The 21,545-nt window shown below is 68.2% G+C and carries 19 protein-coding genes; 10 read left to right on the top strand and 9 right to left on the bottom strand.

All coding sequences use genetic code 11. The features are described 5' to 3' along the window. Positions 1 to 36: 36 nt before the first annotated feature. The gene (locus tag ACZ63D_RS31260) at positions 37 to 1,188 is read right to left on the bottom strand and encodes a TadA family conjugal transfer-associated ATPase (RefSeq protein WP_465357950.1); all 1,152 of its coding nucleotides are present in this window, start codon (positions 1,186 to 1,188) and stop codon (positions 37 to 39) included. Continuing rightward, positions 1,189 to 2,247 carry a septum site-determining protein Ssd gene (gene ssd, locus ACZ63D_RS31255; RefSeq protein WP_465357949.1) on the bottom strand — a complete coding sequence of 353 codons (1,059 nt, stop codon included), beginning with the start codon at positions 2,245 to 2,247 and terminating at the stop codon, positions 1,189 to 1,191. A gap of 690 nt (positions 2,248 to 2,937) precedes the next feature. Between ssd and ACZ63D_RS31250 the strand changes: the two genes are divergently transcribed. The 8 genes from ACZ63D_RS31250 (at position 2,938) to ACZ63D_RS31215 (ending at position 13,165) form a co-directional block, all read left to right on the top strand. After that, positions 2,938 to 3,759, top strand: coding sequence for an HAD family hydrolase (locus ACZ63D_RS31250; protein ID WP_465357948.1), 822 nt, complete (start codon positions 2,938 to 2,940; stop codon positions 3,757 to 3,759). A 644-nt stretch (positions 3,760 to 4,403) separates the two neighbouring features. Next, entirely contained in the window at positions 4,404 to 6,203 is a 1,800-nt protein-coding gene (locus tag ACZ63D_RS31245) for a glycoside hydrolase family 3 protein (RefSeq protein ID WP_465358178.1), read from the top strand. Continuing rightward, positions 6,200 to 7,480, top strand: a complete 1,281-nt coding sequence (locus ACZ63D_RS31240) for an exo-beta-N-acetylmuramidase NamZ family protein (RefSeq protein ID WP_465357947.1) — start codon at positions 6,200 to 6,202, stop codon at positions 7,478 to 7,480. Before ACZ63D_RS31245 ends, ACZ63D_RS31240 begins: the two co-directional genes overlap by 4 nt. 11 nt (positions 7,481 to 7,491) lie before the next feature. Beyond that, complete coding sequence (locus ACZ63D_RS31235; RefSeq protein ID WP_465357946.1) at positions 7,492 to 9,246, top strand: serine hydrolase domain-containing protein; 1,755 nt, start codon at positions 7,492 to 7,494, stop codon at positions 9,244 to 9,246. 212 nt (positions 9,247 to 9,458) lie between these two features. Then, a complete protein-coding gene (locus tag ACZ63D_RS31230; protein ID WP_465357945.1) occupies positions 9,459 to 10,460 on the top strand; it encodes a MurR/RpiR family transcriptional regulator in 1,002 nt (333 codons plus the stop codon). Positions 10,461 to 10,476: 16 nt separating this feature from the next. After that, positions 10,477 to 11,406: an N-acetylmuramic acid 6-phosphate etherase gene (locus ACZ63D_RS31225; protein ID WP_465358177.1), complete on the top strand. Its 930-nt coding sequence runs from the start codon at positions 10,477 to 10,479 to the stop codon at positions 11,404 to 11,406. A gap of 87 nt (positions 11,407 to 11,493) precedes the next feature. Beyond that, on the top strand, positions 11,494 to 12,570 hold the full coding sequence (gene nicT / locus ACZ63D_RS31220; protein WP_465357944.1) for a Nickel transporter NicT: 1,077 nt from the start codon (positions 11,494 to 11,496) through the stop codon (positions 12,568 to 12,570). Between the two features lie 16 nt (positions 12,571 to 12,586). Then, positions 12,587 to 13,165 (top strand): hypothetical protein, encoded by a 579-nt coding sequence (locus ACZ63D_RS31215; RefSeq protein WP_465357943.1) that lies wholly within the window; start codon positions 12,587 to 12,589, stop codon positions 13,163 to 13,165. Between the two features lie 61 nt (positions 13,166 to 13,226). Here ACZ63D_RS31215 and ACZ63D_RS31210 read toward each other — a convergent pair whose 3' ends face one another. After that, positions 13,227 to 13,679, bottom strand: coding sequence for a carboxymuconolactone decarboxylase family protein (locus ACZ63D_RS31210; RefSeq protein WP_465357942.1), 453 nt, complete (start codon positions 13,677 to 13,679; stop codon positions 13,227 to 13,229). A gap of 71 nt (positions 13,680 to 13,750) precedes the next feature. Between ACZ63D_RS31210 and ACZ63D_RS31205 the strand changes: the two genes are divergently transcribed. Continuing rightward, entirely contained in the window at positions 13,751 to 14,629 is an 879-nt protein-coding gene (locus ACZ63D_RS31205; protein WP_465357941.1) for a sigma-70 family RNA polymerase sigma factor, read from the top strand. Between the two features lie 2 nt (positions 14,630 to 14,631). On the opposite strand, the gene ACZ63D_RS31200 is transcribed toward ACZ63D_RS31205, so the two are convergent. Beyond that, complete coding sequence (locus ACZ63D_RS31200) at positions 14,632 to 15,507, bottom strand: aldo/keto reductase (RefSeq protein WP_465357940.1); 876 nt, start codon at positions 15,505 to 15,507, stop codon at positions 14,632 to 14,634. Positions 15,508 to 15,595: 88 nt separating this feature from the next. Here ACZ63D_RS31200 and ACZ63D_RS31195 point away from each other — a divergent pair, with 88 nt between their 5' ends. Beyond that, positions 15,596 to 16,165 (top strand): TetR/AcrR family transcriptional regulator, encoded by a 570-nt coding sequence (locus ACZ63D_RS31195; RefSeq protein ID WP_452077505.1) that lies wholly within the window; start codon positions 15,596 to 15,598, stop codon positions 16,163 to 16,165. Here ACZ63D_RS31195 and ACZ63D_RS31190 read toward each other — a convergent pair. From ACZ63D_RS31190 to ACZ63D_RS31170, 5 genes are all read right to left on the bottom strand, one after another. After that, on the bottom strand, positions 16,150 to 17,970 hold the full coding sequence (locus tag ACZ63D_RS31190; protein ID WP_465357939.1) for a helix-turn-helix domain-containing protein: 1,821 nt from the start codon (positions 17,968 to 17,970) through the stop codon (positions 16,150 to 16,152). The genes ACZ63D_RS31195 and ACZ63D_RS31190 overlap by 16 nt on opposite strands. Next, entirely contained in the window at positions 17,967 to 19,274 is a 1,308-nt protein-coding gene (locus tag ACZ63D_RS31185) for an MFS transporter (RefSeq protein ID WP_465357938.1), read from the bottom strand. The genes ACZ63D_RS31190 and ACZ63D_RS31185 overlap by 4 nt, the downstream gene beginning before the upstream one ends. A gap of 33 nt (positions 19,275 to 19,307) precedes the next feature. Next, positions 19,308 to 20,057: a 3-hydroxybutyrate dehydrogenase gene (locus tag ACZ63D_RS31180; RefSeq protein WP_465357937.1), complete on the bottom strand. Its 750-nt coding sequence runs from the start codon at positions 20,055 to 20,057 to the stop codon at positions 19,308 to 19,310. Positions 20,058 to 20,146: 89 nt separating this feature from the next. Next, a complete protein-coding gene (locus ACZ63D_RS31175) occupies positions 20,147 to 20,869 on the bottom strand; it encodes a Fic family protein (RefSeq protein ID WP_465357936.1) in 723 nt (240 codons plus the stop codon). A gap of 82 nt (positions 20,870 to 20,951) precedes the next feature. Then, positions 20,952 to 21,449 (bottom strand): phosphoribosyltransferase, encoded by a 498-nt coding sequence (locus tag ACZ63D_RS31170; RefSeq protein ID WP_465357935.1) that lies wholly within the window; start codon positions 21,447 to 21,449, stop codon positions 20,952 to 20,954. Between the last annotated feature and the right edge of the window lie 96 nt (positions 21,450 to 21,545).

Below are 21,545 nucleotides of genomic sequence, written 5' to 3'. Positions count from 1 at the left end.
AGATCAACGGGTCACCTCGATGCTGGAGTTGACGAGCTAGTCGCGGGCGGATTCGGGGGTGGTCAGGGCAGTGAAGAGGGAGCGGCGGTTCGTCCAACGGCCCTCGCGCCACACGGGGTGGGTTTTCACTTCTCCGTGGTAGCGCTGAAGCACTGCGACTTCCGTCAGGCGGCGGCCGGTAGGTGTTCGGCGCATGTGGAGGATTACGCGGACTGCCGCGGCCAGTTGGCTGTGCAACGCGTCCCTGGGCAGACCTCCTAGTGCGGCAAGCGCTTCCAGTCGCGCGGGGGCTTCGGCGGGAGAGTTCGCGTGCAGGGTGCAGGCACCGCCGTCGTGGCCGGTGTTCATGGCGTTCAGCAGGGAACACACCTCGGCTCCGCGGACTTCGCCGACGATCAGGCGGTCGGGGCGCATTCGTAGGGCTTGACGGACCAGCTCTGGCAGAGAGACGGCACCGGCACCTTCGACGTTCGCGGGACGGGCGACGAGGCTGACGAACTGTGGATGGGTCGGGCGTAATTCGCCAGCGTCTTCTACGCAGATGATTCGTTCGGTTGGAGGCACCGCGCTCAGCAGGGCGCTCAGGAGCGTCGTTTTCCCGGCACCGGTGCCGCCGGTGATCAGGAAGGCTAGGCGCTGCTTGAGGATTGTCTGGAGGATGTTCAGGGCGGTGGGGTCGATGGAGCCGTGCGCATGGAGTGCGGCTAGGTCGTGGGTCACCGGGCGCAGGACGCGAAGTGACAGACAGGTGCCGTTGGCGGCGATGGGTGGCAGTACGGCGTGGACGCGGATTCGGCCTTGCCGGGCTGGGAGCCAGCCGTCCACATAGGGCTGGGCGTCGTCCAGGCGGCGGCCTGCGGCCAGGGCCAGGCGTTGCGCTAGCCTGCGGACGGCGTCCTCGTCGGGAAAGTGGATCGTCGTGCGGGCCAAGCCCGCGGGGCCGTCGGTCCAGACCTGGTCGGGGGCGGTGACGAGAACGTCGGTGACGGTGTCGTCCTCCAATAACGGAGCCAGTGGACCCGCGCCTACGAACTCGTCCCTGGCTTGGCGGACGGCGGCCAGTACCGCGTCATGGCTCAGGGCTCCGCCGGCTTCGGCGCGGACGGCTTCGGCCAGGGCGATCGGGTCGGTGCCGCGGCTTTCGCCGGCCAGCCGATGGCGGACTCGTTCTACAAGGTCGGTCGTCATTTACGCGGCCTGCGCGGTGATGGCGGGGCTCAGGTTCGCCAGTACGGCGCGGGCGGCGGCGACCAAAGCTCCCTTCGGGGGCAGGTCGAACTCGCCGGACTCCAAAGTGGTGGCTACTCGGCGCTCCGGGGCCACAGTGGCGATCAAGGGCGGGCCGAGCATTCCCGCGGTTTGTGAAGCGGGGATCCCGTCGGCACGCTGTCCACTTGCGACGACCGCGAAACGCTCGGTGTGCGGGCGAAGGTGGTTCAGGACTTGTTTCGCCGCCATGCAGGCGCGGAATTCGACGGGAACGACCAGCACGACCAAGTCGGCGACGGACGCGACAGCGACAGCGCCTTCGTCGCAATGGCGGGGTAGATCGCAGACGACGGTACGTCCGGCGCGGCTGCCCGCGGCGACCACTGCGGACAAGGCGCGTGGAGTCGGGCCATCGCCGGAACGGCCGCAGGACAGCACGGGGAGATTGCCGCGACTGGGAAGCGAAGCGATCAGGGACGGGACGGAGACGCGACCGGACAACCGAACTTCGGGCCAGCGCAAGCCTTTCGTGTGTTCTAGTCCCAGTGGGAGATCCAGTCCGCCGCCGAGTGGATCGCAGTCGACTAACAGTGCGGAACCAGTGCGGGCGGCTTCGACCGCGACGGCAGCGGCCAGCACCGAGGCACCGGAGCCGCCTCGGCCTCCGACGAAAGCGACTACTGGGCCTGGGGATTCGGCTGGCGCTTCGGTGACATCGGCGAACGCGCCGGTCAACCCCGCTTCGTCGTCGGGCAGGCTGAACACCCGCCGAGCGCCGAGCGCGGCCGCGCGCCTCCAGGTTTCCAGGCCGGGGGCGCCTTTGCAGACAAGCACGACACTTTCGCGTGCTGGCATTGGCGGGCTGTCGACAGCAATGTCCTCGTCTAGGACCACGAGCGGGGCTCGGGTCCATCGTCCGCGTGCGGCGGCCAGGTCCGGCGCGTGGTCGAACTCGCAGCCGACTACCGCGGCGACGCGGCGGATCTCTTCGAACACGGTGCCCTCGCCGGAGACGACGAGTGGTTGTGCGGTGGCCATATGCCCCTCCCCTGGGTCTCGTGGGCCGGACTTCCACCGTCGCCCGCCTCCAGCCCGCCCGGCAACACCCGCTTTTCCGTCATGTGGATAACCCGGGGGTTGTGGACAACTCGGCGGGAAATCGATCCAGAACCGCCGGAGTGTCCGACCGCCGCGGACAATGCGCGACTCCGGGTATTCCACCGAGAAAACGATTGCTGCGGAGAAACTCCGGGAATCAACTGGAAAGAAGAAAATTTGCCGTCCCGGGACGAGTAAGCGACGCCACAACCGGAGAAAACACGGAAAAGGTAAGCGCGCGGTTAATTGATCTTGCCCGCGAGACACGCGGCGAACGGCCCAAGACACCCCTGGTCAAGGCAGGAAAACCGGCCGCGCAAAGGCTTTCCGGACAGACCTGAAAATTGTTCGCCGATGCGGAAACCGCAGAGAACAGAAGGCGGCCCTCGCCAGGGGGGAGGGACGAGGGCCGCCAGGGGTTCAGCCCCGGGGGGTCGGACTGAACCAGCCCGGTTCACGACCGGGTCCGTTCACTGTAACTCCGTTAGCTATGAGTTGGCTGTGTGGGTGACACATACGATTCGATAACGGCACTCGAGGCCGTAAGCGAGCCGATGTCATCGATTTTCCGGCCGCCGCCACGGCCGGTGTGCCGCCAACAACACCGCGCCGTGCGCCTATCCTGATCACGTGGCCGAACCCCGCAGCGAAGAAGCACCCCGGCGCGTAGCCGCCTTCTTCGATCTCGACAAGACGATCATCGCGTCGTCCAGCGCGCTCGCGTTCAGCAAGCCATTGCTGCGCGAAGGACTGATCAACCGCCGTGCAGCGCTGCGAAGTGCTTACGCGCAACTGGTTTTCTCGCTCGCCGGCGCGGACGCGGACAAGACCGAGCGGATGCGCGCCGAGGTTTCCGCGTTGTGCGCGGGCTGGGATGTCGCGCAGGTTTCCGCGATCGTGCGCGAAACTTTGCACGACGTAGTCGATCCGCTCGTCTACGCGGAGGCGACCGACCTCATCGCGCAGCACCTCGCCGACGGCCACGACGTGATCGTGCTTTCCGCGACCGGCGAGGAGGTCGCCGCGCCGGTCGCCGAGATGCTCGGCGCGACCCGCTGCGTCGCCACCCGCATGGAGATCGTCGACGGCCGCTACTCCGGCGAGGTCGATTTCTATTGCTACGGCGAGAACAAAGCCGTCGCGGCGAAGCAGCAAGCCGCCACGCACGGCTACGACCTCGCGGACTGTTTCGCCTACACCGACTCCAGCACCGACATCCCCCTGCTGGAGGTGGTGGGTCACCCGCACGCGGTGAACCCGGACAAGCTGCTGCGCCGCGTCGCGGACGAGCACGGCTGGCCGGTCCTCGCGTTCGAGCGGCCGATGTCCTTGCGCACCCGCATCCCGGCGAGGTCGGCGGGGATGGTCGCGCTCGGCGTGGGCGCGGTCGCGGCGGGCGCGACCTGGTACAGCCTCAGCCGGCGGCACCGGTCTCGCGGCACCGACGGCTGAGCACCCGCGTGGCGGTACCGAAACTCCGGTTTCCGCAGCTAGGTCCGTTGCTGAGGGTGGCGTTGTCACCGGATCGAGCCTCTGTACCGGTGCACCCGTACGCGCACTTGAAGTGACCGGGCTCACGGCGTAGAAAGTAGGTGCGGACGTTGATTCGGCCAGGACAGAGGTAGAAGAGAAGCCTCTGTCACCCCGGACAACCTCCGTGCGCGGACTCCGGGTACCCACGCGCAGCACGCCGCGGGAGGCTCGTCGTCTAGGGACTGCGTACCGGGACGCCGGACGCCGAGTCCATGAAGGTACGACCAGAGTTGCACGCTTGGTCGCCCGAGATGTTCGCGCTGACTGGCGGTGCCCGTTGGCTTCGGCTGACGCGCACCGCCAGTGTTATGTCCGCCCTCGGCGTATTCGCGGTGCGGCGAGACCGCGCCCGGCTCGAAGAAATCCGCGCGCATCCCAGTGCCGTCCTCCCAGGTGAACCCGGCCGTTCCTGCGCTCGGCCGATGGACAACCCCGTATCGCGGTGAGTAGCTTCCCGATACCGGTGCTGCCCGGTGGACGCTTCACGACTCGCGTCCGCACCCGCGGCGGCACGCGACACTGGGAGGCAATTCGTGACGAACCGACTCGCGCGCACGCGGAGGATGCAGGTGTTCGCCGTTCCCCTCGCGGGGGTGCTCGCCGTCGGAGGGCTGAGTTCCTCGGCGTTCGCGGCGCCGAGCCAGCAGCAGACGCCCCAGCAGGCGGCGGCGCAGCTCGACGCCGCGGCCGCACAGGCACTGCGCGGCATGAGCCTCGAGGAAAAAGTGGGGCAGCTGTTCGTCACGTGGGTGAATGGCAAGTCCGCGGACGAGGTCAACCCGAAGAACCAGACCGACTTCGGCGTCGACACCGCCGCGCAGGTCGTGCAGAAGTACCACCTCGGCGGCGTCATCTACTTCAACAACACCAGCCGCGACAACTTCGACGACCCCACGCAGGTCGCGAAGCTGTCCAACGGCCTGCAGCGCGCGGCGGTCTCCAGCGGCGCGCACATCCCGCTGCAGATCGGCACCGACCAGGAGGGCGGCACGGTCACGCGGATGGGCGCGCCGGCCACCGAGTTCCCCAACTCGATGGCCATCGCCGCCGGCCGCGACACCGGCAGCGCGACCAAGGCGGCCACGATCCTCGGCCACGAACTGCGCGCGGTGGGCATCAACCAGGACTACGCGCCGGACGCGGACGTCAACTCCAACCCGGCCAACCCGGTCATCGGCGTTCGGTCGTTCTCCGGACGACCCGACCTGGCCAGCAGTTTCGTCACCGCGGAGGTCAAGGGCTACCAGAACTCCGGGCCGGCGAGCCAGACCGTTTCGTCCACCGCGAAGCACTTCCCCGGCCACGGCGACGCGGCCACCGACAGCCACACCGGGTTGCCGAAGATCAACCGCACCGAGGAACAGTGGCGGGCGATCGACGTGCCGCCGTTCAAGGCCGCGATCGCCGCGGGCATCGACTCGATCATGAGCGCGCACATCCAGTTCCCGAGCCTCGACCCGTCCGGCGAGCCGGCGACGCTGTCGAAGCCGATCATCACCGGGAAGCTGCGCGGCGAACTCGGCTACAACGGCGTCGTGATCACCGACTCGCTCGAGATGCAGGGCGTGCGAGAGCTGCACAGCGACGCCGAAATCCCGGTCCTCGCCTTGAAAGCCGGGGTGGACCAGCTGCTCATGCCGGTACACCTGGACGTCGCCATCAACTCCGTGCTCGCCGCGGTGAAGTCCGGCGACCTGCCGATGCAGCGGATCGATCAAAGCGTGCTGCGGGTGCTGAAACTCAAGTTGAAGCGGGGAATCCTCTACTCGCCGTTCACCAACCCGGCGCAAGTCATGAAGAAGGTCGGCACGCCGGAACACCTGGCCACCGCGCAAGGCATCGCCGACCGGTCGATCACCGCGATCGCCAACGACGCCGGGGTGCTGCCGCTCAAGCAGAAGCCGTCGGCCGTGCTGGTCACCGGCTGGGGCGTGACCACGACGCAAACGCTTGCCGACCGCTTCACCGCGCACGGCACGAAGGCGACCGCGCTGGCCACCGGGCAGACGCCGACCGACGCGCAGATCGCCGGGTCCGTGGCGGCCGCGAAGCAGAACGACGTCGTCGTGGTGCTGACCAACAACCTCGGCGGTTTCCCCTTGCAGGGCAAGCTTCTGCAAGCCCTGATGGACACCGGCAAGCCCGTGGTCGCGGTCGCCGCGCAGATTCCGTATGACGCCGGGTACGCGAACCCGGTGCCGACCTGGCTCGCCACCTACGGCTACATCACGCCGTCGCTCGAAGCGCTGGCCAAGGTCGTGCTCGGCGAGACGAAGCCGAGCGGGAAACTGCCGGTCGACGTCCCAGCCGGAGCGGACGTCCACACCGTCAAATACCCCTTCGGACACGGGCTGACCTGGTGACTCTCAACCGCAGGAAGTTCCTGGCCGTTCCGGCGCTCGCCGTCCCGGTGCTGGCGGGCGGCTCGGCAGCGGCACAAGCGGAACCCGTGGCAACCGAAGCGGCACAAGCCGAACGGGAACGCCGGGTGCTCACCGGCGCCGAACAACTCGCCGCGCAAGGCTGGCGTCCGCTCGCCGGACGCAAGCTCGGCGTGCTGTCCAACCCGACGGGCGTGCTCGCCAACGGCGACCACATTGTCGACTCGATGGTCGCGGCGGGCGTACGTCCCGTCGCGGCCTTCGGGCCCGAGCACGGCTTCCGCGGCAGCGCGCAGGCCGGTGGTTCCGAAGGCGACTACACCGACCCGCGCACCGGTATCCCGGTGTACGACGCGTACGGCGCCAACGCGACTAAGCTCGCTTCGCTGTTCCAGAAGGCCGGACTGGACACTGTCGTCTTCGACATCGCAGACGTCGGCGCGCGCTTCTACACCTACATCTGGTCGCTGTACACGGCGATGGTCGCCGCAGCGAAGGTCAACGCGGCTTTCGTCGTTCTAGACCGGCCAAACCCCATCGGCGGGCGACTGTCCGGCCCAGTGCTCGACCCGAAGTTCTCGTCCGGCGTCGGGTTGAAGCCGATCGCACAGCAGCACGGCATGACTGTCGGCGAGCTCGCGCGGTACTTCGCCGCCGAGTTCCTGCCCGGCGAAGGCGTGAAGCTGGCGAAGCTCGAAATCGTCCAGGTACGCGGCTGGCGACGCGACAGCTTCTTCGCCGACACCGGTCTCCGTTGGGTCCTGCCGAGCCCCAACATGCCGACGCCGGACACTGCGCTCGTGTACCCGGGCACAGGCATGTTCGAGGGCACTGTGTTCTCCGAAGGACGCGGCACGACCCGGCCGTTCGAGATCATCGGCGCGCCCGGCCTCGACTGGCATTGGCGCGAAGAACTCGAGAAGCTCCACCTGCCGGGCGCGGCGTTCCGCGAGATCTACTTCGTGCCCACCTTCGGCAAGTTCGTGAACCAGCCTTGCGGCGGCGTACAGGTCACCGTCACCGATCCGCGGGCCTTCGACGCCATCAGCACCACCGTCTCGATGTTCGTGACGGCCAAGCGCGTCGCGCCCGACAAGTTCGCCTGGCGGCCGGACCTGATGATCGACAAGCTGTCCGGATCCGCGCGGCTGCGCACCATGGTCGACGCCGGTGCCGGGGTGGACGAGATCACCGGCGCGTGGCGCGCCGAACTCGCCGACTTCGCCCGCAGACGCCGCCCCCACCTGATCTATCGCTGAGGAGAGCGGTCATGCGTGCTAGGAAAGTGCTCGTCGCGACGTTGGCCGTACTGGTCGCGGCCACGACGACCGCGGGAGCAGCCACGATCGACAACCGACACGGCGGCTTCGCCGGGCGCTTCGACCGTCCGCAGCACGGGTTCGCACCGGCGAGCACGACGCTGCGGGACGGCAGCCCGCGCGAGGTCAACCTCGATCCGCAGCCGATCCGCGACGCCGAACAGTTCTTGAAGAGCTGGACGCAGCCGGACGCCAGCGGGCATCCGCACTTCTCCGGCGCGGTCGGCCTGCTCGCGCACGACGGCGTGGTCGTGGACCGCTATGCCGTCGGCGGCGCGCTCCGGTACGCCGACTCCAAGGGCACCGAACTGCCGCCGGAGCAGCAGGTCCCGATGCGCAACGACACCATTTTCGACATGGCGTCGATCTCCAAGCTCTTCACCTCGATCGCCGCGCTGCAGCTGACCGAGCAGGGCAAGCTGGACGTCAACGCGCCGGTCGTGCGCTATCTGCCGGAGTTCGGCGTCAACGGCAAGCAGGACGTCACCGTGCTGCAGCTGCTCACGCACACCTCCGGCTTCGACGCCGACCCGTCTCCGTCGCTCTGGCAGGGCTATCCGGACATCCCGTCGCGGCGCAAGGCAGTGCTGGACAGCCCGCTCAAGAACGCGCCGGGCAGCACGTACCTCTACTCCGACCTCAACATGCTCACCCTCGGCTTCCTGATCGAGAAGCTGTCCGGCAAGCCGCTGGACCAGGTCGTGCACGACCGCATCACTGCCCCGCTCGGCATGGTCGACACCGGCTACAACCCGCCCGCGTCGAAGCTCGCCCGGGTCGCCGCGACCGAGTACGAGACCACGCCGCCGCGTGGGCTCGTGCGCGGACAGGTGCACGACGAGAACGCCTGGTCGCTCGGTGGCGTCGCCGGGCACGCGGGCGTGTTCTCCACGGCCGGCGACATGGCTGTGCTCGCCCAGACGATCCTCAACGGCGGCAGCTACCGCGGGCACCGGATCCTGCGGCCGGACACCGTCACGAAGATGCTGACGAACTACAACCAGCGCTTCCCCGGCGACGAGCACGGGCTCGGCTTCGAACTGGACCAGCCCTGGTACATGGGCGCGCTCGCGTCGCCGGTCAGCGCGGGCCACACCGGTTTCACCGGGACCACGCTGGTCATCGACCCCGAGTCGCGGTCGTTCGCCTTGCTGCTCACCAACCGTGTGCACCCCACGCGCACCTGGGGTTCTATCAACCCGGCGCGCCAGGTCTGGGCGACGTCGCTCGCGAAGGCGATGGCGGTGCGTCCGGTCGAAGGCCCCGACGCTTGGTACGCGAGCCTCGGAAACAACGGTGTCGCTACGCTCAGCACACGACCGCTTCCAGCGGGTGCGCCACTGCGGGTGTCCTTCGCGGCTTTCGTCGACACAGAGGGACCCAGCGACCCCCTACAGCTCGAATCGAGCACCGACGGGGTTAATTGGCAACCTGTTCCGCTCCAGGCCTGTGGCCCGGGCGCGCCGGAAGGCGAGACGTCCGCGCTGGGAGGTCACGGGCACCGTTCCTGGTGGCGGGTGTCCGCGGAGGTGCCCGCGTCCGCCGCTACCTCGCTTCGCTGGCGTTACAGCACCGATCCGAATTACACGGGCCGGGGAGTTTCCCTCGATAGTGTGAAAGTCACCCAACGCGGCCAGGTCGTTCTCGATGGTGAGCGAAACCCCTCGGAGCTGGCCTCTTCCGGGTGGATTCTGAGCACTCAGTAGGCGCCCCGACGCGCATTGCCACCACCTGAGTCCCCACTCAGTGGAACAGAACTCCTTCGCTAGACACACTTAGTTGCCAAGTCGTTAGCTTGAGCTCGTTAACGCGGTGGACCCGGTTGGCGACTTTCTTGACAACGATTAATCGCAAACCGAAGTCCGCAGACACGGACGGGTTGTGGTTCTGCCGAAGGATGTGGGTAGCCTTGTCGCAAATGCCAACGGTTAGTAACTTTCCGACGGCGGATGATACTGATTCCGTAGTCAGCAGCGCACCCTCTGAGCACTTCGCAGGTCAGGCAACGGGGCGCGACGCGGATGCGAGCCCTCTGGTCCGCATCCGCTCTCTGCTGCCCGGACTCGCCCGTGCCGAGCAGCGCGTCGCGAAGGTCGTCCTGGAAGACCCGGCCGCCGTCGCGCGCCGGAGCATCACCGAGGTCGCGCTCGCCGCGAACACCTCCGAGACCACCGTTACGCGGTTCTGCAAGGCCGTCGGCGTCGGCGGCTACCCGCAGCTGCGCATCGCGCTCGCCGCGGACACCGCCCGCACCGAGGCGCGCACCTCGCGCAACCTCGGCGGCGAGATCGGCCCTGGCGACGACCTCGCGTCCGTCATCGGCAAGGTCAGCTTCGCCGACGCGCGCGCCGTCGAAGAGACCGCGGACCAGCTCGACGTCGCCCAGCTGCAGAGCGTCATCGACCTCGTCGCCGAAGCCGGCCGGGTCGACGTGTACGGCGTGGGCGCAAGCGCTTTCGTCGCCGCTGACCTGCAGCAGAAGCTGCACCGGATCGGCCGCGTCAGCTTCTCCTGGTCGGACACCCACATCATGCTGACCTCCGCCGCCGTGCTGAAGCCAGGCGACGTCGCGATCGGCGTCTCGCACACCGGCGCGACCACGGACACCGTCGAGGCGCTGCGGGTCGCGCGCGAGCACGGCGCGGTGACCGTCGCGGTCACGAACTTCCCGCGCTCGCCGATCACCGAGGTCGCCGACCACGTGCTCACCACGGCGGCCCGCGAAACCACCTTCCGGTCCGGAGCGACAGCCAGCCGGATCGCTCAACTGACCGTGATCGACTGCCTCTTCATCGGCGTCGCCCAGCGGCACATGGAGGCGTCGGTCAGCGCGTTGGACGCCACGAGGGACGCGGTCGGCTCGCACCGGCTCGGGGTCAGACCCGACGGTCGTCGTCGTCCGCGGGAAACCGGCAAGTGAACCAAGAAGCGAGGATCTGATGTCCGTCCCCTGCCAGACGGTGCACGTCGATTCGCCCACCGAACAACGAAACCCGCGCACGGTGGACATCGATCTGATGTCCACCATGGGGATCCTCGGCGCGATCAACGCCGAGGACCGCCGGGTGCCGGACGCGGTGGCCGTGGTGCTGCCGCAGCTGGCGCGTGCGGTCGACTACGCCGTCGAGGCGCTGCGTGGCGGGGGGCGCGTGCATTACGTCGGCGCGGGCACCTCAGGCCGCCTCGCGACGCTGGACGCGGCTGAGCTGGTGCCGACGTTCAACGTGCCCAGCGATTGGTTCGTCGCCCACCACGCGGGCGGCGAGAAGGCGCTGCGGCAGGCCGTCGAGAACGCCGAGGACGACGCGGACGCCGGCGCGGCGGAGATCGCCCTGTCGGTGCAGCCGGGCGACTTCGTGCTCGGTCTCGCCGCCTCCGGGCGCACGCCGTACGTGCTCGGCGCGCTCGCCGAAGCCAGCCGGATCGGCGCGCACACCGGGCTCGTTTCGGCGAACCCGCGCGCCGCGCAACCGCCCGGCGTGGACGTCCTGATCGCCGTCGCCACCGGCCCGGAAGCCATCGCGGGCTCGACCCGGATGAAAGCGGGCACGGCGCAGAAGCTGATCCTCACCGCGTTCTCCAGCGCGACGATGATCAAGCTGGGCAAGACTTACTCGAACCTGATGGTGAGCATGCGCGCGACGAACGCGAAGCTGCGCGGCCGCACCATCCGGATCCTGCAGGAAGCCACCGGCATGACGATGGCCGACTGCTCGGACGCGCTCACCGAAGCCGGCGGCGACCTCAAGGTGGCGCTCGTGCACCTGCTGTCCGGCAGCGACGTCACCCGCTCCGCCGAGGCGCTGTCCGCCGCGGGCGGTCACGTACGCAAGGCACTCGACTCGCTGCACCTGCGCGCTGGCTGAGCTTTACCTGATTGTCCGCGAAGGCCTCCTTGAGGGAATCTGATTCCCGCAAGGAGGCCTTCCCTTCTTTTCCCCGAGAGGACGGCGATGACGCAGCGGCTCACTCACCGCGACCGGTGGTCGATCGGCGGCATGGCGGCCGTGATCCTGCTGCTCAACCTTGTCGGCTGGGGTCTGCTCGTGCTGGTCGTCGCGCCGCGGCACTACGCGGTCGGCGCGGGCGGGACGTTCGGCATCGGCCTCGGCGTCACCGCGTTCACGCTCGGCATGCGGCACGCGTTCGACGCCGACCACATCGCCGCCATCGACAACACCACGCGCAAGCTGATGGCCGACGGGCAACGTCCGCTGTCGGTCGGGTTTTGGTTTTCCCTCGGGCATTCGACGATCGTCTTCGCACTGTGCCTGCTGCTGTCGATGGGCGTCCGCGCCGTCGCCGGACAGCTGGAGGACGACGGTTCCGCGCTGCACGAGACGACCAGCCTGATCGGCACGTCAGTGTCCGGGATCTTCCTGTACCTGATCGCGATCATGAACCTGGTCGTGCTCGTCGGGATCGCGCGCGTGTTCGCCCGGATGCGCCGCGGCGAGCTGGACGAGGCCGAGCTGGAACGGCATCTCGACAACCGCGGCCTGATGAACCGGCTGTTGCGCGGGGCCACGAAAGCGGTGTGGAAGCCGTGGCACATCTATCCGGTGGGAGTCCTTTTCGGACTTGGTTTCGACACCGCGACGGAAATCGGCTTGCTCGTGCTCGCCGCGGGCGCGGCCGCGTTCTCCTTGCCCTGGTACGCGATTCTCGTGCTGCCGATCCTGTTCGCCGCGGGCATGAGCCTGTTCGACGCAGCGGACGGCGTACTCATGAACTACGCATACGGCTGGGCGTTTTCCCGGCCGATCCGGAAGATTTATTACAACCTCACGGTCACCGCGCTTTCCGTGGCGGTCGCGCTCGGCATCGGGACCATCGAGCTGGTGACGCTGCTCGCCGAGAAGCTCGACATCACGTCCGGGCCGCTCGCGGCGATCGCGTCGGTGGACCTGGATTACGTGGGTTTCGCGATCGTCGGGCTGTTCGTGATCACCTGGTTGGCCGCGTTCGCGATCTGGAAATTCGGGAGAATAGAGGAGAAGTGGGCCGCGCGGCTGGGTACCGCCGACTGACGCGGGAGGGGGCGCTGTGAAAGGACAACTGCCGATACTGGCTAGGGCGTTGGTGCTCGTGTTCCGTCGCCGGATCGACGTGCCGCCGGACGGGGTCGCGATCCACTACAGCCGCACCATCCGCCCGATGTTCTGGGTGATGCTGGCGGTGAACCCGGTCGACATCGTCCTGGTCGAGGTCGTGGTGAAGTCGGTGCCGGTGCGGATCGCGTTGCTGGTGCTGGAAATCCTGGGCACCCTGGCGTTTCTGGCGCTCGTCGCGACCCTCTACAAATACCCGCACTCGATCAGCCGGGACGGGCTGCGCGTGCGGTATCTGTCCGTCTTCGACCACCGGATCCCGTTGGCCAGCATCGATTCCGTCCGGCAGGCGAGCCGGTCGCTCAAGACACGCGCGAGCGTCAGCGTGCCCGAAACCGGTGTGCTGGCAGTGGGAATCACCCAGTCGACCAACCTCTCGGTGACCCTGCGCGAACCGCGGCTGGTCGATCTCGGCCGCAAGGGCGCCGTCGAAATCACTCAGCTCGACTTCTGGGCCGACGATCCGCGAGCCGCCGTCGCGGCGATCCGGGACGAGCTGCCCGCGAACGTGTGAAGCTGCCGGAAGCGGTGGCGGATCCCCTCACCGCCGCTTCCGGCAACACCCCCAGTGCGGCTCAGAACGATCCGGCCGGCTGGCGGATCGCGGCGTTGAGCCGATTCCACACGTTGATCCCGGCGATGGACAGCAGCAACGCCGACAGCTCCTTCTCGTCATAGACGTCCGCGGCGGCGTCCCAGACCTCGTCCGAAACCGCGTCCGGGCGGTCGGACAGCCGGGTCATGGACTCGGCGAGCGCCAGCGCGGCGCGCTCGGCGTCGGTGAAGTACGGCGATTCGCGCCACGCGCCGACGCCCCAGATCCGCTCGTCCTTCTCGCCAGCTTCTTTCATCTCCCGCGCGTGCAGGTCGACGCACGCACTGCAGCCGTTGATCTGGCTCACCCGCAGGTGGATCAGGTGGTGCGTGGTCGCTGGCACGGTGCTGTCCTTCGTCGCGGTGGCCAGCGCCATCAACGCCTTCATCGCTTCCGGGTGCACCTTGATCGGGTGGGCCATCCGAGCCTGCATGGTGATCTCCTCCTGTCACGTCCGCCGTGTTCGGCGGGTCTCGTCAGTAGGACCCGGCCCAAGGAGAAGATGTGACAGTGCGGGACGAAAAACAGGACGAGAACTTCTGGGCGGCTCAGTTCGAGGAGCATCGGCCCAGGTTGCGGGCGGTGGCGTACCGGATGCTCGGTTCGTTCGCCGAGGCCGACGACGCGGTGCAGGAGACCTGGCTGCGGGTGACGCGCTCGTCGGGAGAGGACGTGCGCAACACCGGCAGCTGGCTGACGACGATCGTGTCGCGCCAATGCCTCAACATGCTGCGCTCGCGCGCGACCCGCCGCGAGGACCCGCTGGACATCCGGGTGCCGGATCCGGTGGTGGAGACCGGGGACGGCGTCGACCCGGCGGAGCAGGAGGTCCTCGCGGACTCGGTGGGCCTCGCGCTGCTGGTGGTGCTGGAGGCGCTCGACCCGGCGGAACGGCTCGCCTTCGTCCTGCACGACATGTTCGCCGTGCCGTTCGACGAGATCGCGACGATGCTCGACAAGAACACCGCCGCGGTACGGCAGCTGGCGAGCCGGGCGCGCCGCCGCGTGCAGGGCGTGACCCCGGCCGGTCCGGCGGATCGGACCCAGCAGCGCAAGATCGCGGACGCCTGGCTCACCGCCGCTCGCGGCGGCAACTTCGAGGGGCTGGTCGCCCTTCTGCACCCGGACGCGCTGCTGCGCGTCGACACCGGCGGGCTCGGTTCGAAGGTCGTGCGCGGTGCGGCCGAAGTCGCGAGCAACGCGTCGCAGTTCCGCCCGGACGGCCTGGTTTCGCAGTACGCGACCGTCAACGGCGGCCCCGGCATCATCGCCCGGCGCGACGGGAAGGCGGTCTCGGTGCTGTCGTTCACCGTGGCCGACGGGTTGATCACGGAGATCAACATCCTCGCCGACGCCGAGCGGGTCGCGGCGCTGAACTTCTGAACTCAGCCGAGCCGGTCCAGGGCAGCTACCGCTTCGGCGGGCAGCTGCACCTGGCCGGCGGCGAGGTTTTCGGCGAGATGCGCTGGCGTCGCCGTGCCCGCGATCAGCAGCGTGCCGTCGTAGCGTCGCAACAGCCAGGCCAGCGCGACCTGCGCCGGGGTACAGCCGAGGTCGGCCGCGATCCCGGTCACGACCGGATTGCCGCGCACGTCCTGGCCCTGCTCGAACGCGGATCCCAGCGGGAAGTACGGCACCCAAGCGATCCCGAGTTCCCGGCACAGCTCCAGCACTGGTTCCGTGGCGCGGTAGAGCAGGTTGTAGGAGTTCTGCACGCAGACGATCCCGGCTCCGAGGGCGTGCCGGAGCTGGTCGGCGGACACGTTGCTCAGGCCGAGCGAGCCGATCTTTCCGGCGTCGCGCAGGGAAATCAGCTCGGCGAGCTGGTCGTCGATGTCGACGAGCTGGTCGCCTTCCGCGATCAGGCCGGGTCCGGCGTCCGCCCGGCGCAGGTTGACCACGTCGAGCTGGTCGACGCCGAGCGTGGCGAGGTTGGCCTCAACCTGCTCGCGGAGCTGCGCTGGCTGTTGGGCGAGCCGGAGCCCTTGCGGTCCTTCCTCGGCACCGACCTTGGTCACCACGACCAGGTCGTCCGGATAGGGCGAGAACGCTTCGCGGATCAGCTCGTTGCACCGGCCGTCGCTGTAGAACTGGGCGGTGTCCAGGTGATTCACGCCCGCTTCCGCTGCCGAACGCAACAGTTTTACCTGGTCAGCGCGGTCGGTACCGGGGCGGCCGAGTTGCATCACGCCGTAGCCGATCCGCGCGACTTCGTGGTCGGCGAGCCTCGCGGTGCCGCCTGGAGCTGTAGGTGCCGTCATGAGGAAAGACTCCTGCCGTGGCATAGTGGAAGTTGATGCGGAGGCGCCTCCGTATCACCACCGTAGCAGAAACGGAGGCTCCTCCGCTTTGTCGAGCCCGAAGAAGCCGCGCGCGGACGCCGAACGCAACCGTCTCCGCCTGCTGGCCGCTGCGCGCAAAGCGTTCGGCGAAGGCGACGAGCCCGTCACGCTGGAGCGCGTCGCGCGCGAAGCAGGCGTCGGCATCGGCACGCTCTACCGTCACTTCCCTACCCGCGAAGCACTGGTCGAAGCGCTGTACCGAGACGAGTTAGCGCAGGTCGTCGCGAGTGCGCCGAAGCTGCTCGAGACCGAGAAGCCGCTTCGCGCGCTACGTCGGTGGATGGACCGCTTCGCCGAGTACGCAAGCACGAAGCACGACATGGCGGACACTCTGCGCGCGATCATCGAAGCGGGCACAGTCGATATGACGCAGGTGCGCGCGGAGCTGACTGAGGCCGTCCAGCTGATCATGGACGCGGGCGCGGCAGACGGCACGCTTCGGGCAGACGTGCGCGCGCAAGACGTTGTCGTGACGGTGGTCGGCGCGTGCAGTATGCGGACGCTGCCGGGCGGGCCGGAGCAACTGGACCGGATGCTCGACCTGATCCTCGCCGGAGTCCGTCAGCCGCCGAGTTGATGCACGCGCAGCGCGAGCTGGATCTCCAGCGAACGTTCCGGCTCGCGCCAATCCTCGCCCAGCAGCACGGTGAGGCGTTCCATCCGTTGCGCCACCGTGTTGACGTGGACGTGCAGAGTTTCCTTTGCCCGCGCCAAATTTCCGCCAGCCGCGTAGTACGCGCGCAGCGTGCCGATGAGGTCGGTGCCGCGGCGGGCGTCGTAGTCGAGGACCGGGCCGAGCGTCGCGCGGACGTAACCGGACAGGTCGGAATGGCGGCCGAGCAGGACGCCGAGGAACCCGAGATCGGCCATCGCCGCGCCGTCGCCTTCGCGGCCGAGAGCCAGCAGAGTGTTCACGCATCGGACAGCTTCGGTGTACGCCTGCGCCAACGCTTCCGGCCCGCTCGCCGGACCAGCCGCACCAACTGTCACCGGACAGTCCACAACGGACTTTAACTCCGCCGCGATCCGTGCTGCCGCAGGGTGATCCGGCGCGAGTGCGACGACTTGTTCCGCGTGCACACCGACCAAATCACCGTAGCGGGCACAGGCCGCGGCAAGTCCGCGTCGAGAAATACCGGAGGCGTGCGCGACCAGCACCACGTGCGGTGCCGACAAATCGACACCCAGTCGACGGGCGCGAGCCATCAGTGCACCCGGGTTGCGGGTTGGCGCGGTGAGCAAATCGGTCAGCAATTCGCCGCGCACCTGGTCCTCGGCTTGCGCCACGGAACGGCGCAGCAGCAACAGCAATGCCGTGACAACCGCAGCCCGCTCGAACAGCCGACGGTCGTCACCGGCCAGTTCCGGCCGCCCGGAGAGCGTCAAGCTGCCGAGCAATTCACGCCCCGCCCGGACCGCGCAAACCCATGTGTCCTTTGTAGACACTGCCCGGCCATTGGCGTGTGACGAAGCGACTGCAGCGGCATCGAAAGCCACCTCGGTACCGGCCAGCAATCCGCCTTCCTCGTCGTGCACGGCAATCGAGCCCCGCAGCACTCCGGCCACTTCCGCCGCCACCGCGGGCAAATCCGCACCGCCGAGCACGAGGTCCATCAGGCGGTCGTGTGCCTCGTCCGCCCGGCGCATCGTCGCATTGGCCGCGTTCAGCTCCGCAGCCGCCGAACGCGTTTCTTCCAGCAGATGCGCAGTGTCCAATGCGATCGCGGCGTGCGCGGCCAACGAAGACAGCAGTGCGACCTCCGCCGTCGAGAACGCTCGCGAGGACCGGTCGGACGCGTACAGAACGCCCAGCACCTTGCCGCCGATCGCCAACGGCACGCCAAGGATCGCCTTCAAACCCTCCTCGCGGACGCCTGCGTCGATCGGCTTCGTGTGCCGGAATCGCTCGTCCTGGAAGTAGTCCGCGGTCGCGTACGGACGCGCAGTCTGCGCTACAAGACCACCGAGACCTTCGCCCATCCCGAGCACAATTTGTTGGAACAGCGCGGAAACCGACCCGTCCGTGACCCGGATGTACGTCTCGCCATTCGCTTCGTCATTGAGACTGAGGTACGAAACGTCCACGCCCAGCAACGTCCGCGCGCGCCGGACGATCGACCGCAGCACCGCGTCCGGATCGCGCAGCCGAGCGAGATCGCTCGCGGTGTCGAACAACGCGGTCAGTTCGGCTTCACGCCGCCGATGCTCGCTGAGCGTCTCGCGGATCCGCAACGCCAGCTCCGTCGCCGACCCGATCGCGGCGGACTGCTCCGCGGACAACCCCCGGGCAGCGACGTGCGCCAGCTGCTCGCTGCTCGCTCCGGCGGCGAGCAGTTCGAGCAGCTGGCGATACGCCTCAGCAGTGGGGTCCACACCCGTCATGCTGTCATTGAAGCCTTCGGTTCGGCTGCCGTCTCGTGCAACGACGCGCCGCGCGTCTCACGCGCACCGAGCAGCGCGACCAGCGACAACAGACACATCGCGACCACGTAGAGCGAAACCGGCAGCGTCGAGTGGTACGCCTCGAACAGCGCCACCGCGATCAGCGGCGCGACCGCTCCGGCCGCGATGGACGACAGCTGACCGCCGACCGAAAGCCCGGTGTAGCGGACTCGCGTCGGGAATTGTTCGGCGAAGAACGCCGCCTGCGGTCCGTACATCGCGCCGTGCACGACGAGGCCGATCACCGCCGCGCCGATCACCGAACCTGTCGTGCGCAGGTCGAGCAGCCAGAAGAAGCCGAACGACCACGCGGCCATTCCGACCACGCCGAACAGGTACACCGGCTTGCGGCCGATCTTGTCGGACAGCAGACCCCACAAGGGGATCGTCACGAAATGCACCGCCGACGCGACCAGCACCGCGGTCAGCCCAGTCGCCTTCGGCAGCTCGAGACCGGTGGTCACGTACACGAGAATGAACGCGGTAATCACGTAGTAGGACACGTTTTCCGCGATACGCGCACCGAACGTCACCGCCAGAGCGCGGAAGTGGCCGCGGAAGACATCGACGATCGGTGCCTGCTCACGCTCGTCGGCGGCAGCCTTCGCCGCGATGAACACCGGCGATTCCGAAACCGCCAGCCGGATCCACAGGCCGAGCACGACCAGCACGCCCGACAGCAGGAACGGAATCCGCCAGCCCCAAGCCTGGAAAGTCGCGTCCGACTGCGCCGACGCCAGGATCGTGAGCACCGCGGTGGCCAGCAAGTTCCCCGCCGGAACCCCAGTCTGCGGCCACGACGCCCAGAACCCGCGACGCCGGTCGTCGCCGTGCTCGGAAACCAGCAGCACCGCTCCGCCCCATTCGCCGCCGAGGGCGAAGCCCTGGATCAGCCGCAGCAACGTCAGCAGGATCGGCGCGAGCACGCCGACCGCGGTGTACGTGGGCAGCAAGCCCATCGCGAACGTCGAGCCACCCATCATCAACAGGCTCACGACCAGCAGCTTCTTGCGTCCGATCCGGTCGCCGAAGTGCCCGAACACGAGCCCGCCGATCGGCCGGGCGAGGAAGCCGACCGCGTAGGTGAGCAAGGCCAGCAAGGTGCCGGTGAGCGGGTCGGCGGTCGGGAAGAACAGCTTGTTGAAGACCAGCGCGGCGGCCGAGGTGTACAGGAAGAAGTCGTACCACTCGATGGTGGTTCCGATCAGCCCGGCTCCGACGACGCGCAGCAGCTTTTTGTCCATAATGGACTCCACTCCGTTGTGGGGAAAGGGGATTCAGCCAGCGGTCCAGCCGCCGTCAACGGGAAGCGACGCACCGGTGATGTGCCCGGCGGACTCGCCGCACAGCCACACCACGAGATCGGCGACGTCCGAGGGTTCGATCAGCCGCTTGATCGCGGCCCGGCGCAGCAAAACCTGTTCGAGCACTTCTTCCGGCGGCACCCCGTGCTCGGCCGCCTGTGCTTCCAGCTGGCCGGTGACGAGCGGCGTACGAACGTAGCCGGGATTCACGCAGTTGCTGGTCACGCCGTGCTCAGCGCCTTCGAGAGCGGCCACTTTGGACAGACCCTCAAGCGCGTGTTTCGCGGTGACGTAAGCGGCTTTGTACGGACTCGCGCGCACGCCGTGCACGCTGGACATGTTCACGATCCGCCCCCAGCCCCGCGCGTACATCGCGGGCAAACACCGGCGGATCAACAGAAACGGCGCGGTCACCATCAACGACTGAATGAAGGCGAACCGCTCCGGCGGGAATTCCGGCAGCGGCGCGACGTGCTGCACGCCCGCGTTGTTGACGAGCACATCGACGTCCGCGGGCAGCGTCTCCAGCGCCGCCGCGTCGGTCAGATCCACGACATGCGCTTGGCCGCCGACCTCCGCGGCGGCTTCCTCCGCCCCGGCGACGTCCACCACGTGCACCTTCGCCCCGGCCGCGCCGAACGCCCGCACGCAAGCCAGCCCGATGCCGCTGCCGCCGCCGGTCACCAACGCGGTGCGGCCGGCGAGGGAACTGTCACTGGTCATGGCCGGAAACAGTAAGTCGCTCCGACCAGGGCGACCATGGCTCAAGCCACTACAGAATGCCGCCGGAGGATGTGCTCAGACCACACTGATCAGCCGGCGGCCGACGAGATGCTCCGCGCCTCGTTCGCCCCGGTTTCGAACGCCTCGCAGCAGAAGAGCAGCCACTCGCGCACGCCGTCCGGCGTCCCTTCGGCAAATCCCCGCGCCAGCTCGACATACCGCGGAACCCGGCGGAAGTAGGCGACCTCCGGAACCGTCAACGACTTCGGGTCGAGCCCGGTCGCGACCATCGACAGCCGCGCGGCCGCCCGGGCGACCACTCCGTCCGCCGAGCCAAACGGTGCCAACGCCAGCAGTTCGCCGTGCACCACCGCGGTCAGCACCGCACCCGGCACCGAAGTCGCGCCGGTGACGAGCTGCGCCAGCAACTCCAGCCGCTCGCCCCCGCGCCGCGGACGGCCGAGCTGATCCGGATCGGCCACCACGTCCGACGCGGCCAGCAAATGCAACCGGGCCAACGCCTGCAACGGAGCCCGCCGCCAAGTCGGCAGCAACGACTCCAGTTTCTCCGCCACCCGCAGCGCCCCGGCGAGCAACGGATCCGTCACCGACCCGTCCTCGGGCAACTCGGGATTCGCTCCGTCGATTCCCGCCGAAGCCCGTGCCGCGCGAACGGAAGCTTCGGCCGCGGTTTCCGCTCCACCACGCAGATTCGCGGGCAGCCGGTGCACGGCGAAGACGGCGTCCTGCGCGGCTTTCGCCGCCGCGGCAACGCCGTCCAGCTCCAGCAACGGCCTTAAAGGATCGCTCATGCCGCCGCCTCCATAAGGAGTCGCACGCCGGTCGGCGGGGAGGCGACGGCATCAATATCGATGATTCGCTCGCAAGCAGCGCTCATGCGTCCAGCACCTGTCCGGCCCGCTCCACGACCGGAGGCAGCACCGACCACGGGAAGTTGATCCACCGGTCAGTCCGCTTCCACACGTACTCGCACTTCACCGTCGAAGCGGGCTTCTCGTAGACGACCGCGCACCGCACGTCCGCGACGTGGTCGGCGCAGAAGTCGCGAACCAGCTTGAGCGTCGCGCCGGTGTCCGCGACGTCGTCGGTGACCAGCACCTTCTTGTGTGTGAGATCGACCACGTTGGGCACCGGCGGCAGCATGACCGGAAGGTCCAGCCGCTGGTCGACGCCGGTGTAGAACTCGACGTTCATCACGTGCAGGTTCTTCACGTCCAGCGCGTACCCGAGCGCGCCGGCGACGAACAGCCCGCCGCGCGCGATGGACAGGATGAGGTCGGGCGCGAACCCGTCCCGCGCCACCGCCTCCGCGAGTTCCCGGCTCGCCGAACCGAACAACTCCCAGGTGAGGTTTTCTCGCTCCTCGGTCATGCGCGCTCTCTTTCGCCGGGTGGTCCACGGAGCATAAGCGGCCGAATAGTGGACTGCTGAAATGATCGGGAAATGGCACTTCGGCACAGCCACTTG

It is taken from the genome of Amycolatopsis sp. NPDC104775 (genome assembly GCF_055583325.1).
Note: the sequence above shows the minus strand (reverse complement) of the source record. Positions and strands in the feature narration are given on the sequence as shown.